The sequence below is a fragment of the Streptomyces zhihengii genome, from assembly GCF_016919245.1.
Classification (GTDB): Bacteria; Actinomycetota; Actinomycetes; order Streptomycetales; family Streptomycetaceae; genus Streptomyces; species Streptomyces zhihengii.
Genome location: NZ_JAFEJA010000001.1, coordinates 4,290,825 through 4,309,353, shown reverse-complemented (window position 1 = coordinate 4,309,353; position 18,529 = coordinate 4,290,825). Strand labels below are relative to the sequence as shown.

Below are 18,529 nucleotides of genomic sequence, written 5' to 3'. Positions count from 1 at the left end.
GCCCGGGGCATCCCCGGCGCCACGGGACAGGACCGGCCCGCCCGGGCGCCGGCCCGGGGGGACGGAGGCCGGTCGTGCCGGAGCCCGAGGAGCCGTACACCGTCGAGGACCTGCTGCGCCGTCACGCGCCGCAGGTCCTCGGCGCGCTCGTGCGCCGCTACGGCCACTTCGACCTCGCCGAGGACGCCGTGCAGGAGGCCCTGCTCGCGGCCGCCCGGCAGTGGCCCGGCACGGGGGTGCCGGACAACCCCCGCGGCTGGCTGATCAAGGTCGCCGCCCGGCGCCTCACCGACCTGCTGCGCGCCGAGGAGTCCCGCAGACGGCGCGAGGAGAGCGCCGCACGGCTCGCGCCCCGGGACGCGTTCACCGCCCCGCCGCCCGGCGAGGGCCGCGCGCCCAGCGAGGACGACACGCTCACGCTGCTCTTCCTGTGCTGCCACCCGGAGCTGACGCCGCCCGCCCGGATCGCGCTCACCCTGCGGGCCGTGGGCGGTCTGACGACCGCCGAGATCGCCCGGGCGCACCTGGTGCCGGAGGCGACGATGGCCCAGCGGATCAGCCGCGCCAAGCAGCGGATCCGGGGCGTGCCGTTCCGCCGGCCGGACCCGGCGGACCACGACGCCCGGCTCGCCGCCGTGCTCCAGGTGCTCTACCTGATCTTCAACGAGGGCTACACCGCCACCTCCGGCACCGCGCTGCGCCGGGCCGACCTCGCCCACGAGGCGGTCCGGCTGACCCGCGCGGTGCACGCGCTGCTCCCCCGCGACGGCGCGGTCACCGGTCTGCTGGCGCTGATGCTCCTCACCGACGCCCGCGCCCCCGCCCGCACCGGCCCGGACGGCGAGCTGGTCCCCCTCGACGAACAGGACCGCACGCTGTGGACGCGCGCGGCGATCGACGAGGGCACCGCCCTGGTGGAGGAGGCCCTCTCCCGGGGCCCGGCCGGCGCCTACCAGCTCCAGGCGGCCGTCGCCGCGCTGCACGACGAGGCGGCGGCGCCCGAGGACACCGACTGGCCGCAGATCCTCGCCCTCTACGACGTGCTGGTGGCGCGCTTCCCCGAGCCGATGGCGGAGCTGGGCCGGGCGGTGGCGGTCGCCATGGTGGACGGACCGGCGGCGGGTCTGCGGGAAGTCGGCCTGCTGGAGGACCGGCTGAAGGGCCACCACCGGCTCGACGCCGTCCGGGCGCACCTGCTGGAGCGCGCCGGCGACCGCGAGGGCGCGCTCACCGCGTACCGGGCCGCCGCCGGGGCCACGCTCAGCGAGCCGGAGGCACGCTACCTCCGCGGCCGGGCCGCCCGGCTGGAGGGCTGACGGTCCGTCCCCCGCCGTGCCACCGGCGGCGCGTGACGCTGGCGGCCCTCCCTGCCCCGGGCGATCATCGGGGCATGGACGCCACCATTCACCTCGCCCAGCAGCCCGAGGCCGACGAACTGCTCGGCCGCAGCGCGCTGGCCGCCCTCGTCGGCATGCTGCTCGACCAGCAGATCCCCATGGAGTGGGCCTTCACCGGCCCGTACACCGTGGCCCGGCGGCTCGGCGCCGACGACCTGGACGCGGGCGAGATCGCCGCCTACGACCCCGACGCCTTCGGCGAGCTGCTGCGGCGGAAGCCGGCCGTCCACCGCTATCCGGCGTCGATGGCCAAGCGGGTCCAGGAGCTGTGCCGCTACCTCGTCGACGAGTACGACGGCGACGCGAGCGCCGTCTGGCGGGACGTGTCGAGCGGCGCCGAACTGCTGGCACGGCTGAAGGCGCTGCCCGGCTACGGCGAGCAGAAGGCGAAGATCTTCCTGGCCCTGCTGGGCAAGCAGTACGGGGTGCGGCCCGAGGGCTGGCGGGAGGCGGCCGGGACGTACGGCGAGGAGGGTTCCTTCCGGTCCGCCGCGGACATCACGGGACCGGACTCGCTGGCCCGGGTGCGGGCCTGGAAGCAGGAGAAGAAGGCCGCGGCGAAGGCGGGCGCCCCGGCGGCGGGGAAGACCGCGAAGAAGACGGCGAAGAAAGCGGCGAAGAAGGCCCCGGGGAAGTAGCCGGTCGCAACCGGGGTCCGGGGGCCGGACCGCCGCCGCGCGGGAGAACCTCCGGCCCGCCCCCGGATCCAAGCGGACGAATCACGTCCGGGTGACGGGTGGATGAAATACCCGTCAGTTGTGGCACAAGTGTTCACAGAACCAGTGGAGATCGCTAACTTCCCTTCAACCCACGTTCGCACCGGGAAGGACCTCTGTGAACGCAACCCATCGCAGAGCCGTGGCCACTCTGGCCGCAGCCGCACTCGCGACCCCGCTCCTGCTGGCATCCGCCTCCCCGTCCGCGGCCCACCGGCCCGGCCCCGCCGACCGGGCGGCCAAGGACGCGGCGAAGCTCGCCGGCAAGCTGGTCGCCAGGGCATCCGCCGACGACGCCTACGAGCACCTCGAGAGGTTCCAGGCGATAGCGGACTCGGCGGGCGGCCACCGTGCCGCCGGATCACTCGGACACGACGCGTCCGCCGCGTACGTGTACCAGCAGATGAAGAAGTACGGGTACGACGTCTCGTACCAGAAGTTCTCGTTCGTCTACACGCAGACCCTCGCCGAGAAGCTCTCGGTGGTGGCGCCCGCGCCGCGCGACATCGAGATCAAGGCGATGACGTACACCAAGTCCACGCCGGTGGGCGGCATCAGGGCCGCCCTCGCCGCCGTGCCGGTGGACGACACCACCGGCTGCGAGGCGGCCGACTACGCCTCGGGCACCTTCACCGGCAAGATCGCGCTGATCAAGCGCGGCGGCTGCTCCTTCGCCGAGAAGCAGGCGGCGGCGGGAGCCGCGGGCGCGGCCGGCGCGATCGTCTACAACAACACCGAGGGCGTGCTCTCCGGCACCCTCGGGGACGTCGCCTCGGGCAAGATCCCCACCGGCGGACTGACCCAGGCCGAGGGCGAGAAGCTCGCCGCCGACCTGGCGAAGGGCCCGGTCGAGATCTCCTTCGAGATCCGCCAGCTCCAGGAGACGCGGACGACCAACAACGTGATCGCCGAGACCAGGCGCGGCAACGCGGCCAACACCGTGGTGCTCGGCGCCCACCTCGACTCCGTCACCGAGGGCCCCGGCATCAACGACAACGGCTCCGGCTCCGCCGGTCTGCTCGAAGTCGCCGAGGAACTGGCCAAGAAGGAGAAGAGCCCCGCCAACAAGGTGCGCTTCGCCTGGTGGTCGGCCGAGGAGAACGGCCTGCTCGGCTCCGAGCACTACGTCGCGAACCTGAGCTCCCTCGGCAAGAAGGAGATCAAGCTCTACCTGAACTTCGACATGATCGCCTCGCCGAACTACGGGATCTTCGTCTACGACGGCGACGACTCGGACGGCGTCGGCTCCGGCGCGGGCCCGGAGGGCTCGGCCCAACTGGAGCGCGACATCAACGAGTTCCTCGACCGCCGGGGCACCCCGCACGAGGGCACCGACTTCACCGGGCGCTCCGACTACGGCCCGTTCATCGAGGTCGGCATCCCCTCGGGCGGCACCTTCACCGGCGCCGAGGGCATCAAGACCGAGGCGCAGGCACGGAAGTTCGGCGGACAGGCGGGCGTCGCGTACGACCCGAACTACCACGCCGCGGGCGACGACCTGAGCAACATCGACATGGACGCCTTCGCGGTGAACATCGGGATCATCGCCAACGCGGTGGGCACCTACGCCCACGACATCAGCTCGCTGCGCAAGCCGGTCCAGTCCGTGCCCACGGACGGCGACGAGGGCAGCGGCGGCGGTCTCCACGACGGCCACGACCACGAGGTGACCGAGTAGCACCCCTCCCGGTACGGCGCGCCCCGGGCCCACCCGCCCGCGGCGCGCCGTGCCGGACGGCGGGCCCGTGCGTCACCGCCCGCGGCGCGCCGTCCCGAACAGCGAGCGGGTGATCTCCCGGCCGAGCCGGGTGCCCACCGAACGCGCCAGACTCCGGAACACCCCGCTCCCCACGACCTGTTCGGCGAGCGACTCCTCCCGCCGGCCCCCGCGCGGCCCGGCCGGCTCCCGCCGCCCGTCCCCGCCCCCGGCGGCCTCCCGCGCCGGCTCCCCGGCTGCCGCCCGTTCCGCCTCGGCCTCCGCCGCCCGCTGCGCGTCCGTGAGCCGCTCGTACGCCGACTCCCGGTCGACGGCCTGCGCGTACCGCGCGTGCAGCGGCGACGCCGACACCGCCGCCTCCAGCACCGCCGCGTCGACCGGCCCCATCAGGGACCGGGGCGCCCGCAGCCGGGTCGCCGCGACCGGCGTCGGCGCTCCCCGCTCGTCGAGCACGGTGACCACCGCCTCTCCGGTGCCGAGCCCGGTCAGCACCTCCTCGAGGTCGTACGCCGACTTGGGGAAGGTCCTGACCGTCGCCGTGAGCGCCTTGGCGTCGTCGGGGGTGAAGGCCCGCAGCGCGTGCTGCACCCGGTTGCCGAGCTGCCCGAGCACCTCGGAGGGCACGTCACGCGGGGTCTGGGTGACGAAGAAGACGCCCACGCCCTTGGAGCGGATCAGCCGCACCGTCTGCGTGATCGACTCCAGGAACGCCTTGGACGCCCCGTCGAAGAGCAGATGGGCCTCGTCGAAGAAGAAGACCAGCTTCGGCTTCTCCGGGTCGCCGGCCTCGGGCAGGTCGTGGAAGAGGTCGGCCAGCAGCCACATCAGGAACGTGGAGAACAGCCGCGGCCTCTCCCGCACGGCGGGCAGCTCCAGCACGGAGACCAGGCCCCGCCCGTCCGGCGCGGTGCGCAGCAGTTCGGCGGTGTCGAACTCCGGCTCACCGAAGAAGGCGGACGCCCCCTCCTGCTCGAAGGCGGTGATCGACCGCAGGATCACCCCCGCGGTCGCCGTCGAGAGACCGCCGATGCCCTTCAGTTCCGCCCGGCCCTCCTCCGACACCAGGAAGGCGACCACCGCCCGCAGGTCCTTGAGGTCGACCAGTTCGAGCCCCTTGGTGTCGGCGTAGTGGAAGATCAGGCCGAGCGACTGCTCCTGGGTGCGGTTGAGCTGGAGCACCTTGGCGAGCAGCAGCGGGCCGAAGTCGGTGACGGTCGCCCGCAGCGGGATGCCGGGGCCGATGCCCCCGAGCGCGTAGAACTCGGCGGGGAAGCCGGCCGCCGTCCACTCCTGCCCGACCTCGGCGGCCCGCTCCCGCACCCGTTCGCCGTCCTGCCCCGGGGCCGACACCCCCGAGACGTCGCCCTTCACGTCGGCGAGGAAGACGGGCACCCCGTGCGCGGAGAGCTGTTCGGCCATGAGCTGGAGGGTCTTCGTCTTGCCGGTGCCGGTCGCGCCGGCGATGAGCCCGTGCCGGTTCAGCACCGAGAGCGGGACCTTGACCGGGGCGCCGGGCAGGCAACTCCCGTCCCACAGCAGGGCGCCCAGGTCGAGCGCCGGGCCCTCGAAGGCGTAGCCGGCGGCGACGGCGGCGGCCCCGGGCGGCAGTGCGGCCGGGTCGCCGGAAGGCTGCTGGGACTCCTGGGCTGTCATCTGCGGACTCCCGGTTTCTCGCCTTCGTGCGGGTTTGCCGAGCTTTCGCCAGGATGGCACTCCGCATCCATGGCTGCGCCCGGAGGCTGAAGGCCGGTAGGCTTTCCGTGTGATCTTCAAGCGCATCGGCAACGGACGGCCGTATCCCGACCACGGCCGGGAAAGCACCCGGCAGTGGGCGGATGTCGCGCCGCGCCCGGTCCGCCTCGATCAGCTCGTGACCACCAAGGGCCAGCTGGACCTCGAGACGCTGCTCGCCGAGGACTCGACGTTCTACGGCGACCTGTTCGCCCACGTCGTGAAGTGGCAGGGCGACCTCTACCTGGAGGACGGGCTGCACCGCGCCGTGCGGGCCGCCCTCCAGCAGCGCCAGGTGCTCCACGCCCGCGTGCTCGAACTGGGCTGACCCTCCGCCGGCTCCGGCCGCCCCCGTACGGGTGAACCCGTGCCGGGTGTCCTTCCGGCATGCTGCGGGGGCCCGCCGACGGCCCTCCGCGGCTGATCCTTTCGGGGCTTTTCGCCACCGTACGGACGCAGTCCACTGATCGTTTAGTAGGCATGGCGTCCGGTCGGCACTACGCTGCGCCCATGAGCATGCTCACTCCCCCCGGTATGGGCGGAAAGTACCGCATCACAGGCAACGCCTATCCACGGATGCGCCGCCCCCGGAACCGCCGCAGGATCGTCTTCGCGGCGCTGGCCGCGGTGGTCGCCATCGGCCTCGCCGGCTGGGGCACGATGCAGCTCATCGACGCTTTCACCGGCGGCGACGAGAAGACCGCCACCACCGCGAAGCAGGCCCGGGACTGCAAGCCCGTGCCCACCCCCTCCGCCGCGCCCGCCCCGCCGGCGCCCCGGCAGATCACGGTGAACGTCTACAACGCGACCCCGCGCAGCGGCCTCGCGAAGGCGGCCGCCGACGAGCTGAAGAAACGTGGCTTCAGGATCGGCAAGGTCGGCAACGCCACCGCCGAGTACGACAAGAAGGTCCCCGGCACCGCGGTGCTGCTCGGCGGCGCCGCGGCGCAGAAGGGCAACTTCAAGGTGCTCGGCACCCAGCTCACCGGCACCCAGCTCAAGACCGACACCCGCACCACGGCCGACGTCGACCTGATCATCGGCACCGCGTACACCGCCCTGGCACCGAAGAAGGACGCGGACACGGCCCTGGCCGTCCTGGCCAGGCCCGCGCCCGCGCCCTCCGGGAAGTGCTGAGTACCGGCGCCGGGCTCCGCCGCTAGTCGGCGGTGCCGTACATCCGGTCACCCGCGTCACCGAGGCCCGGGACGATGTAGCCGTTCTCGTTGAGCCGCTCGTCGACCGAGGCCGTCACCACGGTGACCGGGGCGCCGGCGAGCTCCCGCTCCATGACCTCGACGCCCTCCGGCGCCGCGAGGAGCACCACCGCGGTGACGTCGTCGGCGCCCCGCCGGATCAGCTCCCGGATCGCCGCGACCAGGGTGCCGCCCGTGGCCAGCATCGGGTCGAGCACGTACACCTGGCGCCCGGAGAGGTCCTCCGGCATCCGGGTCGCGTACGTCGACGCCTCCAGCGTCTCCTCGTTGCGGATCATGCCCAGGAAGCCCACCTCGGCGGTCGGCAGCAGCCGCACCATGCCGTCGAGCATGCCGAGGCCGGCCCGCAGGATCGGCACCACCAGCGGGCGCGGGTGGGACAGCTTGACGCCGGTCGTGCCGGTCACCGGGGTCTCGATGTCGACCTGCTCGGTGCGCACGTCCCGGGTGGCCTCGTACGCGAGCAGGGTGACCAGCTCGTCGGCGAGCCGCCGGAAGGTCGGGGAGTCGGTGCGCCGGTCGCGCAGCGTGGTGAGTTTGTGCGCCACCAGCGGGTGGTCGACGACATGGATCCGCATGGCCCCAACCCTAGGGGATGCCCCGCCGATCACCGCCGGACAGGGCGCCGCGTGCCCGGGGGCGGGTCCGCGGCGGGGAAGATCCCGCTGGCCAGAGCTGGCATCAACCGGTTCGGCGGAGGGAAGGTGGAGGCGGACGGAGCTGTCATGGGGTGGTGTGGCCGATGCCGGAAGCCGAACCGGAGCGCGAGAGCGAGACCGACACGGAGCGCCGCAGGCGGCGCGCCCAGTTCCTGCGCGAACTGAACGAGGCCAAGGCCCTGCGCGACCGGGTGCAGCCGCGCCGGGCGCGGGCCGCCCGGATGCGCCAGCAGATGCGCATGCGGACCTTCCGCTGGTGACCGCGCGACGGCCCGCGCGATGGGCCGCGTGATGGGCCCATGAGGGCCACCTGGCAGAACTGATGGCCGACGCAACGACGGAAGACTTCTCGCAGCGCGGATTTGTCTGCCACGATTCCGGTGGGCGGGGCACGCACACAGCGCACCGCCGGTCGTCACACCTCTGATCAGTGGGAGAGTCACGGTGTACTTCGCCGCACTGCTCGCGCGCACTCATGACGGGTGGGAAGCGAGCGACACAGAGCTCGACGATGTGGAGACCCTGTCGGATCTGACCGACCTGGCCCGCGACGCCTCGGTGGACGAGGACACGGTGCTCGTCTTCATCGAGCAGGAGGACGCCTGGTTCGGCGTCATCAGGATCGAAGGCGAGGAGGACCCTCGCATCTACGTCTCGGACGCGGCCGCGGCCGCACGCTCCTCCTACGGGGAGATCCTCACCAACGAACTGCTCGGCGGGGACGACGACGACCCCGCCGACGACCTGGACGCCCTCGACCTCGACGGCACCGAGGACGGCGAACCGGACACGGACGACGAGGACCCGGTCGCCGGCGTCCCGGCCCAGGGCGGCGAAGCCACCCCCACGGGCCCCGTCGGCGACCGCGGCATCCTCGCGGACCTCGGACTGTCGGAGAAGGAGTTGCTGGCCCTGGAGACGGACGCGCTGCCCGAGATCGCGGAGGCGCTCGGCGCCGGCGAGGTCCTGGAGACCGTCCGTTAGCGATCGACCGATGCCCACCCCCCATCCCCCGACGAACCCCCGTGGATCCACCGGCCGGGCCGCCCCGGACGGCCCGGTGGATCCCCCCGCACCCGATCCCGTGCGCGGCCCGTGGGAGGCCGCGATGCGCCTCGCGCTGGCCGAGGCAGGCCGGGCCGCGGCCGGCGGCGACGTGCCGGTCGGCGCGGTCGTGCTGGCCGCGGACGGCACGGTGCTCGCCACCGGCCACAACGAACGCGAGGCGGCCGGGGACCCGACCGCGCACGCCGAGGTCCTGGCGCTGCGCCGGGCCGCCGCGCGCACCGGCGCATGGCGGCTCACCGGCTGCACCCTGGTCGTGACCCTGGAGCCGTGCACCATGTGCGCGGGCGCCCTGGTGCAGTCCCGGGTGGACCGGGTCGTCTACGGCGCGCGCGACGAGAAGGCGGGCGCCGCCGGCTCGCTGTGGGACCTGGTCCGCGACCGCCGGCTCAACCACCGCCCGGAGGTCGTCCCCGGCGTGCTGGAGGACGAGTGCGCCGACGGGCTGACCCGCTTCTTCCGGGACCGTCCGCCGGCCGTCTGAGGCCGCCGCGGGGCCCCCGCGCGACCTGCGCGGGACCGTCCCGGACGGCCTGCGGCAGCCGGTCCGGATACCGATTTCATCGCACGGCCCACTGTGGGCTAAGCTCTCTCCCGGTAGCGTGTCCGAGCGGCCGAAGGAGCTCGCCTCGAAAGCGAGTGTGGGGAAACTCACCGAGGGTTCAAATCCCTCCGCTACCGCTCTTGTACGAAGGGCCCCGGTGCATCGCACCGGGGCCCTTCGCATGTCCCGGCCCGTCACGGCCCGCATGTCACGGCCGTGATCCGGGGGCCGTATCCCTTGACGGGTATGGCTCAAATCGGCTCGGCTAGACTCACGCGACGCACGGGCGGGCAGGGGCAGCAGGGAGACAGGGGACGATGGCGCAAACGAAGAAGATCGTTCTCTACATAGTCGTCGTCTTCGTCCTGTACACGATCATCACGTCCCCCTCCAAGGCGGCCGATCTGGTCCAGGTAGGGTTCGAGGGCATTTCGAGCGCCGCGCAGGGCGTCGGCGAGTTCATGACGGAACTCGTCAACTAGGGCGCGTCCGGCGGCGCACGCCGGCCACCTGCCCCCGGGAGCATCCGTGATCCGCCATCTGGTCCTCTTCAAGCTCGGCGAAGGCGTCGAGCGCGACGATCCGCGCGTGGTCGCCGGCGCGCAGGCCTTCCGGGACCTCGACGGCACCGTGCCCGAGCTGGAGTTCTGGGAGTGCGCCTGGAACATCACCGACCGGCCGATCGCCTACGACTTCGCCATCAACTCCGCGGTGGCCGACACCGACGCCCTCAAGCGGTACATCGAGCACCCGGCGCACCAGGCGGCCGCGGCGCTGTGGCGCGAGTTCGCCACGTGGGTGATCGCCGACTACGAGTTCTGAGGGCCTCCGCCCCGCCCGACCCCCCGCCGGATTCCGGCGGGGGGTCGGCGCGTGCTGGGGCCGGACCGCGCTCCGGCCGCTCAACACGGCGTCAACACGGCGTTATCGGGTGCTTGCACACAGTGGACATGTCTTGTGATGCTATGACCGCTTTTGACGGATGAGTTGACTGAAAACGACCGCAAAGGGGTGGCGTGACCGTGCCGGCCAGTACTGCGCCTCAGGTGCCACCCCAGAACGAGAGAGCGGACCAGACGACCGCCGAACGGAGCCCCGGCGGCCCCCGCACCGGCCTCGCCACGGCCACCCGTTCCACCACCACGGCACAGAGCAGGGGCGCCGACACCCGGGCCCTGACCCAGGTGCTGTTCGGCCGTCTGAAGACCCTGGAGCCGGGCACCCCGGAGCACGGCAGGGTGCGCGCGGCCCTCATCGAGGCCAACCTCCCGCTGGTGCGCTACGCGGCCGCCCGCTTCCGCTCCCGCAACGAGCCGATGGAGGACGTGGTCCAGGTCGGGACCATCGGCCTGATCAACGCGATCGACCGCTTCGACCCCGACCGCGGCGTGCAGTTCCCGACGTTCGCGATGCCCACCGTGGTCGGCGAGATCAAGCGGTACTTCCGCGACAACGTCCGCACCGTGCACGTGCCGCGCCGGCTGCACGAGCTGTGGGTCCAGGTCAACGGCGCGACCGAGGACCTGACGACGGCCAACGGCCGCTCGCCGACCACCGCCGAGATCGCCGAGCGCCTCAAGATCGGCGAGGACGAGGTGCTCGCCTGCATCGAGGCCGGCCGCTCGTACCACGCGACCTCGCTGGAGGCGGCGCAGGAGGGCGACGGGATGCCCGGACTGCTGGACCGCCTCGGCTACGAGGACCCCGCGCTCGCCGGGGTCGAACACCGCGACCTGGTACGGCACCTGCTGGTGCAGCTGCCCGAGCGCGAGCAGCGGATCCTGATGCTCCGTTACTACAGCAACCTGACGCAGTCCCAGATCAGTCAGGAGCTGGGCGTCTCGCAGATGCACGTGTCACGTCTTCTGGCGCGCAGCTTCGCGAGATTGAGATCCGCAAACAGGATCGAAGCGTAAGCGGAACGGGTAGACCCCAGTCGAGTTCCCGACGGGGTCTCAGACCCCTTGCACCCCTTGTTTCCTGGGCATTTTCGCCTGTTACTTGTCGACATGTCACTACAGCGTGTTGCCGACATGTGACATTCTGCGGGAACCGCGTTTGCCGCAGCCCCGCCGCCGGTATTCAGGTGGAAGCTGCGTTCCTCCGTCGGTCGCGGCCACCGCGACCGTCCGCGACCTCAAGGGGGTGGCATGTCCGCAGAACAGGGCAGCTCGAAGGTGCTCACGCGTGAGCCCGGTGCGACCGCGTCCGCGCTGGCGCCGTTCGTTCCCGCGCCGTTCGTGCCCGAGACCTCGGAAGCCATCGACACCCGTACCCTGTCCCGCTCCCTGTTCCTGCGGCTGCGCGCGCTGGACGTCGAGGGAGCGGGCGAGGACAGCCCGGAGCGCACCTACGTGCGCGACACCCTCATCGAGCTCAACCTCCCCCTCGTCCGCTACGCGGCGGCCCGCTTCCGCTCCCGGAACGAGCCGATGGAGGACATCGTCCAGGTCGGGACGATCGGCCTGATCAAGGCCATCGACCGCTTCGACTGCGAACGGGGCGTGGAGTTCCCGACGTTCGCGATGCCCACCGTGGTCGGGGAGATCAAGCGCTTCTTCCGCGACACGTCCTGGTCGGTGCGGGTGCCGCGCCGGCTCCAGGAGCTGCGGCTGGCCCTGACCAAGGCGGGCGACGAGCTCTCCCAGAAGCTCGACCGCTCCCCGACCGTCGCCGAACTGGCCGCCGTGCTCGGGGTGTCGGAGGAGGACGTGGTCGACGGCCTCGCCGTGGGCAACGCCTACACCGCGTCCTCGCTGGACTCGCCCTCCCCGGAGGACGACGGCGGCGAGGGGTCGCTCGCCGACCGCCTGGGGTACGAGGACACGGCGCTGGAGGGCGTCGAGTACCGCGAGTCGCTCAAGCCGCTGCTGGCCAAACTCCCGCCCAGGGAGCGGCAGATCATCATGCTCCGCTTCTTCGCGAACATGACCCAGTCGCAGATCGGCGAGGAGGTCGGCATCTCCCAGATGCACGTCTCGCGCCTGCTCACCCGCACGCTGGCGCAGCTCCGGGAGGGCCTGATCTCGGACTGACCGCGGACCGGCCTCCCCCGGGAGGCCGTCCGTGCGGAAGGACAGCGGGGGCGTCGCGGCCCGGCACGGCCGGCGCGGCGCCCCTGTGCTGTGCGTGGGGGCCGCGCGCCGAGCGCGGCCGGGCCACGCCACGGGACACGCGGGTGGTCCGGCTCACGACACGGGCAACACGGGCGGCCGGCCCACGCCACTGCCTACGCGCGGCGCTGACCCACGCCACGGGACACAGAGGCGGCCTGCCCACGTCACGGCAGACGGGCGTGGGCGGGGCCCCCGGCACCGCACACGCGCGCGGGCCCGTACGCGGGCGCGGGTGCGTCCGCGCGCCCGCGTACGGGCGCGCGGCAAGTAGCGAGCGGGCCGGAAGGGCGTCGCGCCGGTGCCGACGGGCGGACGGTGCCGACGGGCGTCGCGCGGGGACCGTCCGGCGGACGGTCCCGGTGGGCGTCGATCCCCGGCCCCCGGGCCGTCAGGCCAGGGCGAGCCAGGCGACCGCGCCGAGGACGATCACGGCGGCGATCACGCCGATGATCACGCCCGTGCGGGACGAGGAGGAGGCGGCCGGGGAGGCGGCGGGCCCGCCCGCGCGGCCCTGGGGCGCGCCTTCGTCGACGAACGCACGGAACATCTGCGTGCTGCCCGCGGGGTCGTAGGAGCCCTCGGGGCCCTGGCCTTGGGGAGCTTGGGGGTTGTGTGCCATGGGGCAGGACCCTAGCGAACCGGGCCCCGCCGCCCAACCCCGGGCGGGGTCCCGGACCGCCCCCGGGGCCCCATGACCCGGGCATGACTCTGCACATGCAAAGCCTTTTGGGTTCCTTTACCCGATCCCGGCCGTTTTCGTTTGCCTGTAGCAACCAACCGCTTCTATCGTTGCCCTAAGCAACAAGATGTGGGAGGGGCCATGGCCGAGCGGAGTCAGTTCGAGGAGCTGGCCCGGCAGATCAGCGCCGTGGGAGCCGTGAAGCGCAGCCTCGCGCGCATCCTGCCCGCGGACTGCCCCTCCGGGGCCGCCGCCGTGCTCTCCCTGACCAGCCGGTACGGGGAGATGCGGATGAGCCGCCTCGCCGAGCTGCTGGCCGTCGACATGTCGGTGACCAGCCGGCACGTGGCACACGTCGTGGACCGCGGCTGGCTGGAACGCCTGCCGGACCCGGACGACCGGCGCTCGCGCATCCTGCGGCTCACGCCCGCGGGCGAGGAGCTGCTGGACGACCTCGGCCGCCGGACCACGGACATGTTCGCGCACCACCTCGGGGACTGGTCCGACGACGACGTCGGCCGGCTCAACGACCTGCTGGCCCGCCTCCGGGAATCCGTCGGGGACTGCCGGGCCCACACCACCCGTGCACCTGCACAACAGACGACGTAAAGGAAGTTCATGGCTACGACCACGCCATCCGGTGTGCGGGGCGGCCACGCCAAGCACGGAGGCGGTCCCGCCGCAGGCGGGACCCCGCCGATGACCCACCGGCAGATCATGGAGGCGCTGTCCGGGCTGCTGCTCGGCATGTTCGTCGCGATCCTCTCGTCGACGATCGTCTCCAACGCCCTGCCGCAGATCATCGGCGACCTCGGCGGCGGGCAGAGCGCCTACACCTGGGTCGTCACCTCCGCGCTGCTCGCCACCACCGCCACCACGCCCCTGTGGGGCAAGCTGTCGGACCTCTTCTCCAAGAAGCTGCTGGTCCAGATAGCCCTGGTGATCTTCGTCCTGGGCTCGGTCGTCGCCGGCCTGTCCCAGAACCCGGCGATGCTCATCGCCTGCCGGGTCGTCCAGGGCATCGGCGCCGGCGGTCTCGCCGCGCTCTCCCAGGTCGTGATGGCCGCGATGATCGCCCCCCGCGAGCGCGGCCGCTACAGCGGCTACATCGGCGCGACCTTCGCGGTCGCGACCGTCGGCGGCCCGCTGCTCGGCGGCGTGATCACCGACACCGAGTGGCTCGGCTGGCGCTGGTGCTTCTACGTCGGCGTGCCCTTCGCGGTGCTGGCCCTGATCGTCCTGCAGAAGACGCTCAAGCTGCCCGTCACCCGCCGCAAGGTCAAGATCGACTGGACCGGCGCACTGCTCATCAGCGCCGCCGTGTCGCTGCTGCTGATCTGGATCACTTTCGCGGGCGACAAGTACGACTGGATGTCCTGGCAGAGCGGTGTGATGGTCGCCGGTTCGGTGCTCCTCGCCGCGCTGTTCCTGCTCGTCGAGTCCCGTGCCTCCGAGCCGATCATCCCGCTGCGGCTGTTCCGCAACCGGACCATCACGCTCGCCTCGCTCGCCTCGCTCTTCGTGGGCGTCGCGATGTTCGCCGGCACCGTCTTCTTCAGCCAGTACTTCCAGCTCGCCCGGGGCGAGTCGCCGACCATGTCCGGCGTGCTGACCATCCCGATGATCGCCGGACTGTTCGTCTCGTCGACCGTCTCCGGCCAGGTCATCACCCGTACCGGCCGCTGGAAGGCATGGCTGGTCAGCGGCGGTGTGCTGGTGACCGCGGGCCTCGGCCTGCTGGGCACGATGCGCTACGACACCCCGTACTGGCACATCGCGGTCTACATGGCCGTCATGGGTCTCGGCATCGGCATGATGATGCAGAACCTGGTGCTCTGCACGCAGAACCAGGTCGCCCCGCAGGACCTCGGCGCCGCCAGCTCCGTCGTCACCTTCTTCCGTACGCTCGGCGGCGCCATGGGCGTCTCGGCGCTCGGCGCGGTGCTCGGCACCAAGGTCACGAACTACGTGCGGGACGGGCTCGCGGCCCTCGGCCCCGAGGGCGCAGCGGCCGGCCACGGCGGCACCGGCGGGGGCGGCATCCCCGACCTGGACGCGCTGCCCGAGCCGATCCGCCTGGTGATGGAGAACGCGTACGGCCACGGTGTGGGCGACGTCTTCCTCTACTCCGCCCCGTTCGCGCTGGTCGCCCTCCTGCTGACGCTGTTCATCAAGGAGGTCGCCCTGAAGACCCACAACAGCGACCCGGTGCCGGGGACCGCCGCGGCGGCCACCGCCACGACGACGGCCCCCGAGGCCGCCGTGCTCCCCGCCGCGCCCGCCCCCGTGGTGGCCGTGGAGACCGAGCCGCAGCTCACCGGAGCGGCCGTGCGCGGAGTCGTGCGCGGCGCCGAGGACACCCCCGTGCCGCAGGCGGCCGTCACTCTGATCTCGCCGGCCGGCCGCCAGCTCGGCCGCTCGGTCGCCCGTGGCGACCGCGGCTTCGCCCTGGACGCGCCCGGCGCCGGATCGTACGTGCTGATCGCCTCCGCGGACGGCTTCCAGCCGCAGGCCGCCACCGTGGTCATCGGTGACGAACCGCTGGCCTTCGACATCCTGCTCGCCGGCACCAGCGGGCTCGCCGGCCTGGTGCGCGCCGCCGAGGACGCCTCGCCGGTCGAGGGCGCCATGGTCGTGGTCACCGATGTGCGCGGCGACGTGCTGGCCACCGGCAGGAGCACCGGACAGGGCGAGTTCGCCTTCGCCGAGCTGGTGCCCGGGGCGGTCACGGTCGCCGTCAGCGCCGAGGGCTTCCGCCCGCTGGCCCTGCCGGTCGAGATCGGCGGCCAGGGCGTGACCCGCGTCGAGGCCGTGCTGCGGGCCGGGGCCGTGCTCCGGGGCGTGGTGCGCGGCGGAACGGGCGGCGGCGAGCCGCTGACCGACGCCAGGGTCACCCTGGTGGACGCCGCGGGCAACGTGGCCGGCACGGCGACGACCGGTGACGACGGCGCGTACGCCTTCGCCGACCTGGACGCGGGGGAGTACACCGTCATCGCGACCGGCTACCCGCCGGTGGCCGGTGCGGTGACGGTCACGGGCTCCGGCCAGGACGGCCACGACATCGAGCTCGCCCACCCGGGCGAGTGAGACCCGGGGCGCCCCGCCCGTGGCGGGGCCGCCCCGAAGGACCCCGGGAAGCCGCTCGTCCCCAGCGGAGGCGAGCGGCCGGCCCGGCGGAGACGGGCCCCGGACGCGGGGCGGCAGGCAGGGGACGGCCGGCCGCTCCCGCCCGGGGCCCGAACACGTACGGCCCCGCGGGAGGCGGGGCCGGGAAACGGGATGAGACATGGCACTTCGCGCACAGGTGAGGACCAGGGACGGCTGGGCGGTCCAGCACGCCGTCGTCACCGTCACCGACACGACCGGCACCCAGGTGCTGCGGGCGCGGGCCGGCGAGGACGGCACCGTCGCCGACCCGGCGGACCTGCCCCCGGGCGCGTACACGGTGATCGTGACCGCGCTCGGCTACGCGCCGGCCGCCTCGACCGCCCTCGTCACCGCGAGCGGCCGGGTGGACGCCGGCACCGTGGTGCTCGCCCGCCAGGGCGGGGCCGAGCTCCCGCCGCCCGGCGTCTGGACGCTCGACCCGGCGCACTCCTCGGTGGCCGCGGTCGCCCAGCACCTGGGCATCTCCAGCGTGCGGGGACGCTTCACCTCGTTCGGCGGGACGATCGAGATCGCGCCCGAGCCCGAGCGCTCACGGGTCTCGGCGGTGATCGCCGCCGGCTCCGTGGACACCGGCAACGAGCTGCGGGACAAGCATCTGCGCTCCCCCGACTTCCTGGACGCCGAACGCTTCCCGGAGATCGCCTACGTCTCCACCGGCGTGACGGCGGCCGGCCCCGACCGGTGGACGGTGGCGGGCGAGCTCTCGCTGCGCGGCGTGGTGCGTCCGGTCCCCCTCGACCTCGTCTGCCTCGGCACCGGAGCCGACCCCTGGGGCGGAGTGCGGGCCGCCTTCCGCGCGACGGCCGAACTGCACCGCGCGGACTTCGCGATGAACTGGAACCAGGTCGTCCAGGCGGGGGTCTCGGCCGTCGGCACGACCCTGCGGGTGGAGCTCGACATCCAGGCGGTGCAGGGCGACCGGCTCCCCGGCTGACGCCCCCGCCTCGCGTAGGGTGCCGGGCATGGCACGCCACATCGCCACCAACACCACGGTGGACCTGGACCAGTTGCTCGACTTCGTACGCCCCCGCCACCGCGCGCTGCTGCTGACCCGCCGCTCCGACGGGTCACCGCAGGCGTCGCCGCTGACGTGCGGGGTCGACGATGCGGGGCGGGTGGTCGTCTCGACGTATCCGGAACGCGCCAAGACCCGCAACGCCCGGCGGGACGAGCGGGTGAGCGTGGTCGTCCTCTCCGACGACTGGAACGGGCCCTGGGTGCAGATCGACGGCACGGCCGAGGTGATCGACTCCCCCGCCTCGGTGGAACCGCTGGTCGAGTACTTCCGCAACATCTCCGGGGAGCACCCGGACTGGGACGAGTACCGCACGGCGATGGTCGAGCAGGGGAAGTCGATCATCAGGATCACCCCGGTGCGCTGGGGCCCGATCGCGACCGGCGGCTTCCCGGCCCGGCTCGCGCAGGACTAGCACGCGGTGCGGGGCCGCCGGCCCCGCACCGTCCGGGCCCCCGTCGCCGCATCGCCCGGGCCCGCGCCTCCCGCCGGGCGCCGACGCGTCCGCACCGTCCGGGCCGCGCCTCCGCCGGGCGCCTCCCGCCGGGCGCCGTCAGGCCCGCGCCGTCAGGCCCGCGTCGTACGGCCCGCGTCGTACGGCCCGCGTCGTACGGCCCGCGTCGTACGGTCCGCGTCGTACGGTCCGCGTCGTACGGTCCGTTTCTCAGGAGCCGTCGCCGGAATCCTGGCGGGCCACCATCGCCTCGATGCCCGCCACCAGCAGGTCGAGCGCGACGGCGAAATCCCGTTCGCGCATCTCCTCGACGGTGCCTCCGCCGCGGGCCTCCATGAGCTCGGTGGCCTGCTCGAACTCCCGGCTCAGCTCGGGCCGTTCGTCGATCGTCCCCATCGCCCGGCGGAAGTACTCGTCCTGGCTGAGGCCGGCGGCGGCGCAGCGCTGCACGAAGTGGCCCTCGATCGTGCCGAAGCCGTACACGAACTGGAACACGGCGGCCGTCCCGCCCATCCGGGCCTGCGGGGAGAGGCCGGTGTCCCGCACGACGTCCTGCACGGCCCGGGAGAAGAGCAGCGACTGGGGCCCGATGTTGAGGTAGGTGCCGATCAGCCCGGAGACCCAGGGGTGGCGCACCAGCAGGGTGCGGTAGGTGCGCGCGAGGTCGCGCAGCCGGTCGCGCCAGTCCGCCGGATCGTGCGGCCCGGGCGGCAGCAGTCCGGTGAACACCGAGTCCAGCGCCAGCTCCAGCAGGTCGTCCTTGGTCTCGACGTACCAGTAGAGCGACATCGCGGTGACGTCGAGTTCGGCGGCGAGCTTGCGCATGGAGAAGCTGGGCGCCCCGTGCTCGTCGAGCAGCCGGACGCTCGCCTCGATGATCTTGTCGCGGCCGAGCCCGTCCGGCTGGCCGGACCTGCGTCCCCGGTCCCGCCCGGGCCCCTCGGCGAGCCAGACGCTCGTCTTCGCGGGGTCCGTCGCGCGGTCGGACGCTGGCACCATCGCGCACCTCCTGGGTTCCTGCCGGATCGTCCGGCGGGCCGGGCGGAACTCA

Annotated in this window: 20 protein-coding genes and 1 tRNA gene; 17 read left to right on the top strand and 4 right to left on the bottom strand. The window is 73.1% G+C overall.

Annotation, left to right across the window (positions count from 1 at the left end):
* Window positions 1-74: 74 nt before the first annotated feature.
* The 3 genes from JE024_RS18105 to JE024_RS18095 all read left to right on the top strand — a co-directional run bounded on the left by JE024_RS18105 (window position 75) and on the right by JE024_RS18095 (window position 3,791).
* On the top strand, window positions 75-1,316 hold the full coding sequence (locus JE024_RS18105) for an RNA polymerase sigma factor (protein ID WP_205374589.1): 1,242 nt from the start codon (window positions 75-77) through the stop codon (window positions 1,314-1,316).
* 74 nt (window positions 1,317-1,390) lie between these two features.
* Window positions 1,391-2,035, top strand: coding sequence for an HhH-GPD-type base excision DNA repair protein (locus JE024_RS18100; RefSeq protein WP_205374588.1), 645 nt, complete (start codon window positions 1,391-1,393; stop codon window positions 2,033-2,035).
* A gap of 220 nt (window positions 2,036-2,255) precedes the next feature.
* Window positions 2,256-3,791 carry a M28 family metallopeptidase gene (locus JE024_RS18095; protein WP_205376595.1) on the top strand — a complete coding sequence of 512 codons (1,536 nt, stop codon included), beginning with the start codon at window positions 2,256-2,258 and terminating at the stop codon, window positions 3,789-3,791.
* Between the two features lie 72 nt (window positions 3,792-3,863).
* On the opposite strand, the gene JE024_RS18090 is transcribed toward JE024_RS18095, so the two are convergent.
* Entirely contained in the window at window positions 3,864-5,483 is a 1,620-nt protein-coding gene (locus JE024_RS18090; RefSeq protein ID WP_205374587.1) for a helicase HerA-like domain-containing protein, read from the bottom strand.
* 109 nt (window positions 5,484-5,592) lie between these two features.
* Between JE024_RS18090 and JE024_RS18085 the strand changes: the two genes are divergently transcribed.
* The gene (locus JE024_RS18085) at window positions 5,593-5,889 is read left to right on the top strand and encodes a type II toxin-antitoxin system VapB family antitoxin (protein ID WP_003955420.1); all 297 of its coding nucleotides are present in this window, start codon (window positions 5,593-5,595) and stop codon (window positions 5,887-5,889) included.
* A gap of 182 nt (window positions 5,890-6,071) precedes the next feature.
* Complete coding sequence (locus tag JE024_RS18080) at window positions 6,072-6,698, top strand: LytR C-terminal domain-containing protein (protein WP_244882940.1); 627 nt, start codon at window positions 6,072-6,074, stop codon at window positions 6,696-6,698.
* Between the two features lie 22 nt (window positions 6,699-6,720).
* On the opposite strand, the gene upp is transcribed toward JE024_RS18080, so the two are convergent.
* Complete coding sequence (gene upp, locus JE024_RS18075) at window positions 6,721-7,356, bottom strand: uracil phosphoribosyltransferase (RefSeq protein ID WP_187741251.1); 636 nt, start codon at window positions 7,354-7,356, stop codon at window positions 6,721-6,723.
* 17 nt (window positions 7,357-7,373) lie between these two features.
* Here upp and JE024_RS41135 point away from each other — a divergent pair, with 17 nt between their 5' ends.
* The 8 genes from JE024_RS41135 (at window position 7,374) to JE024_RS18035 (ending at window position 12,081) form a co-directional block, all read left to right on the top strand.
* Window positions 7,374-7,697, top strand: a complete 324-nt coding sequence (locus tag JE024_RS41135; RefSeq protein WP_244882939.1) for a hypothetical protein — start codon at window positions 7,374-7,376, stop codon at window positions 7,695-7,697.
* Between the two features lie 184 nt (window positions 7,698-7,881).
* On the top strand, window positions 7,882-8,421 hold the full coding sequence (locus tag JE024_RS18065; RefSeq protein ID WP_205374586.1) for a tRNA adenosine deaminase-associated protein: 540 nt from the start codon (window positions 7,882-7,884) through the stop codon (window positions 8,419-8,421).
* 10 nt (window positions 8,422-8,431) lie between these two features.
* The gene (tadA, locus tag JE024_RS18060) at window positions 8,432-8,986 is read left to right on the top strand and encodes a tRNA adenosine(34) deaminase TadA (protein WP_205374585.1); all 555 of its coding nucleotides are present in this window, start codon (window positions 8,432-8,434) and stop codon (window positions 8,984-8,986) included.
* Window positions 8,987-9,098: 112 nt separating this feature from the next.
* A tRNA-Ser gene (locus JE024_RS18055) sits at window positions 9,099-9,183 on the top strand.
* Window positions 9,184-9,363: 180 nt separating this feature from the next.
* Window positions 9,364-9,528 carry a hypothetical protein gene (locus JE024_RS18050; RefSeq protein WP_205374584.1) on the top strand — a complete coding sequence of 55 codons (165 nt, stop codon included), beginning with the start codon at window positions 9,364-9,366 and terminating at the stop codon, window positions 9,526-9,528.
* Window positions 9,529-9,574: 46 nt separating this feature from the next.
* On the top strand, window positions 9,575-9,868 hold the full coding sequence (locus JE024_RS18045; protein WP_205374583.1) for a Dabb family protein: 294 nt from the start codon (window positions 9,575-9,577) through the stop codon (window positions 9,866-9,868).
* Window positions 9,869-10,068: 200 nt separating this feature from the next.
* Entirely contained in the window at window positions 10,069-10,962 is an 894-nt protein-coding gene (locus JE024_RS18040) for an RNA polymerase sigma factor SigF (RefSeq protein WP_205374582.1), read from the top strand.
* A 234-nt stretch (window positions 10,963-11,196) separates the two neighbouring features.
* Window positions 11,197-12,081 carry an RNA polymerase sigma factor SigF gene (locus tag JE024_RS18035; protein ID WP_205374581.1) on the top strand — a complete coding sequence of 295 codons (885 nt, stop codon included), beginning with the start codon at window positions 11,197-11,199 and terminating at the stop codon, window positions 12,079-12,081.
* A 469-nt stretch (window positions 12,082-12,550) separates the two neighbouring features.
* Here JE024_RS18035 and JE024_RS18030 read toward each other — a convergent pair whose 3' ends face one another.
* Window positions 12,551-12,781 (bottom strand): hypothetical protein, encoded by a 231-nt coding sequence (locus JE024_RS18030; RefSeq protein WP_205374580.1) that lies wholly within the window; start codon window positions 12,779-12,781, stop codon window positions 12,551-12,553.
* Window positions 12,782-12,982: 201 nt separating this feature from the next.
* Between JE024_RS18030 and JE024_RS18025 the strand changes: the two genes are divergently transcribed.
* From JE024_RS18025 to JE024_RS18010, 4 genes are all read left to right on the top strand, one after another.
* A complete protein-coding gene (locus tag JE024_RS18025; protein WP_205374579.1) occupies window positions 12,983-13,450 on the top strand; it encodes a MarR family winged helix-turn-helix transcriptional regulator in 468 nt (155 codons plus the stop codon).
* 90 nt (window positions 13,451-13,540) lie between these two features.
* Window positions 13,541-15,928, top strand: a complete 2,388-nt coding sequence (locus JE024_RS18020; RefSeq protein WP_465270497.1) for an MFS transporter — start codon at window positions 13,541-13,543, stop codon at window positions 15,926-15,928.
* Window positions 15,929-16,127: 199 nt separating this feature from the next.
* The gene (locus JE024_RS18015) at window positions 16,128-16,943 is read left to right on the top strand and encodes a YceI family protein (protein WP_205374577.1); all 816 of its coding nucleotides are present in this window, start codon (window positions 16,128-16,130) and stop codon (window positions 16,941-16,943) included.
* Between the two features lie 28 nt (window positions 16,944-16,971).
* On the top strand, window positions 16,972-17,439 hold the full coding sequence (locus JE024_RS18010) for a PPOX class F420-dependent oxidoreductase (RefSeq protein WP_205374576.1): 468 nt from the start codon (window positions 16,972-16,974) through the stop codon (window positions 17,437-17,439).
* Between the two features lie 249 nt (window positions 17,440-17,688).
* Here JE024_RS18010 and JE024_RS18005 read toward each other — a convergent pair whose 3' ends face one another.
* Window positions 17,689-18,477 carry a TetR/AcrR family transcriptional regulator gene (locus tag JE024_RS18005; RefSeq protein ID WP_205374575.1) on the bottom strand — a complete coding sequence of 263 codons (789 nt, stop codon included), beginning with the start codon at window positions 18,475-18,477 and terminating at the stop codon, window positions 17,689-17,691.
* Window positions 18,478-18,529 lie beyond the last annotated feature (52 nt).

Excerpts from the sequence above, each read along its gene's own strand:
- JE024_RS18100 (WP_205374588.1), top strand. The coding sequence starts at position 1,391 with ATGGACGCCACCATTCACCTCGCCCAGCAGCCCGAGGCCGACGAACTG.
- JE024_RS18090 (WP_205374587.1), bottom strand. The coding sequence starts at position 5,483 with ATGACAGCCCAGGAGTCCCAGCAGCCTTCCGGCGACCCGGCCGCACTG.
- JE024_RS18080 (WP_244882940.1), top strand. The coding sequence starts at position 6,072 with ATGAGCATGCTCACTCCCCCCGGTATGGGCGGAAAGTACCGCATCACA.
- upp (WP_187741251.1), bottom strand. The coding sequence starts at position 7,356 with ATGCGGATCCATGTCGTCGACCACCCGCTGGTGGCGCACAAACTCACC.
- JE024_RS41135 (WP_244882939.1), top strand. The coding sequence starts at position 7,374 with ATGCCCCGCCGATCACCGCCGGACAGGGCGCCGCGTGCCCGGGGGCGG.
- tadA (WP_205374585.1), top strand. The coding sequence starts at position 8,432 with ATGCCCACCCCCCATCCCCCGACGAACCCCCGTGGATCCACCGGCCGG.
- JE024_RS18050 (WP_205374584.1), top strand. The coding sequence starts at position 9,364 with ATGGCGCAAACGAAGAAGATCGTTCTCTACATAGTCGTCGTCTTCGTC.
- JE024_RS18035 (WP_205374581.1), top strand. The coding sequence starts at position 11,197 with ATGTCCGCAGAACAGGGCAGCTCGAAGGTGCTCACGCGTGAGCCCGGT.
- JE024_RS18030 (WP_205374580.1), bottom strand. The coding sequence starts at position 12,781 with ATGGCACACAACCCCCAAGCTCCCCAAGGCCAGGGCCCCGAGGGCTCC.
- JE024_RS18025 (WP_205374579.1), top strand. The coding sequence starts at position 12,983 with ATGGCCGAGCGGAGTCAGTTCGAGGAGCTGGCCCGGCAGATCAGCGCC.
- JE024_RS18020 (WP_465270497.1), top strand. The coding sequence starts at position 13,541 with ATGACCCACCGGCAGATCATGGAGGCGCTGTCCGGGCTGCTGCTCGGC.
- JE024_RS18015 (WP_205374577.1), top strand. The coding sequence starts at position 16,128 with ATGGCACTTCGCGCACAGGTGAGGACCAGGGACGGCTGGGCGGTCCAG.
- JE024_RS18010 (WP_205374576.1), top strand. The coding sequence starts at position 16,972 with ATGGCACGCCACATCGCCACCAACACCACGGTGGACCTGGACCAGTTG.
- JE024_RS18005 (WP_205374575.1), bottom strand. The coding sequence starts at position 18,477 with ATGGTGCCAGCGTCCGACCGCGCGACGGACCCCGCGAAGACGAGCGTC.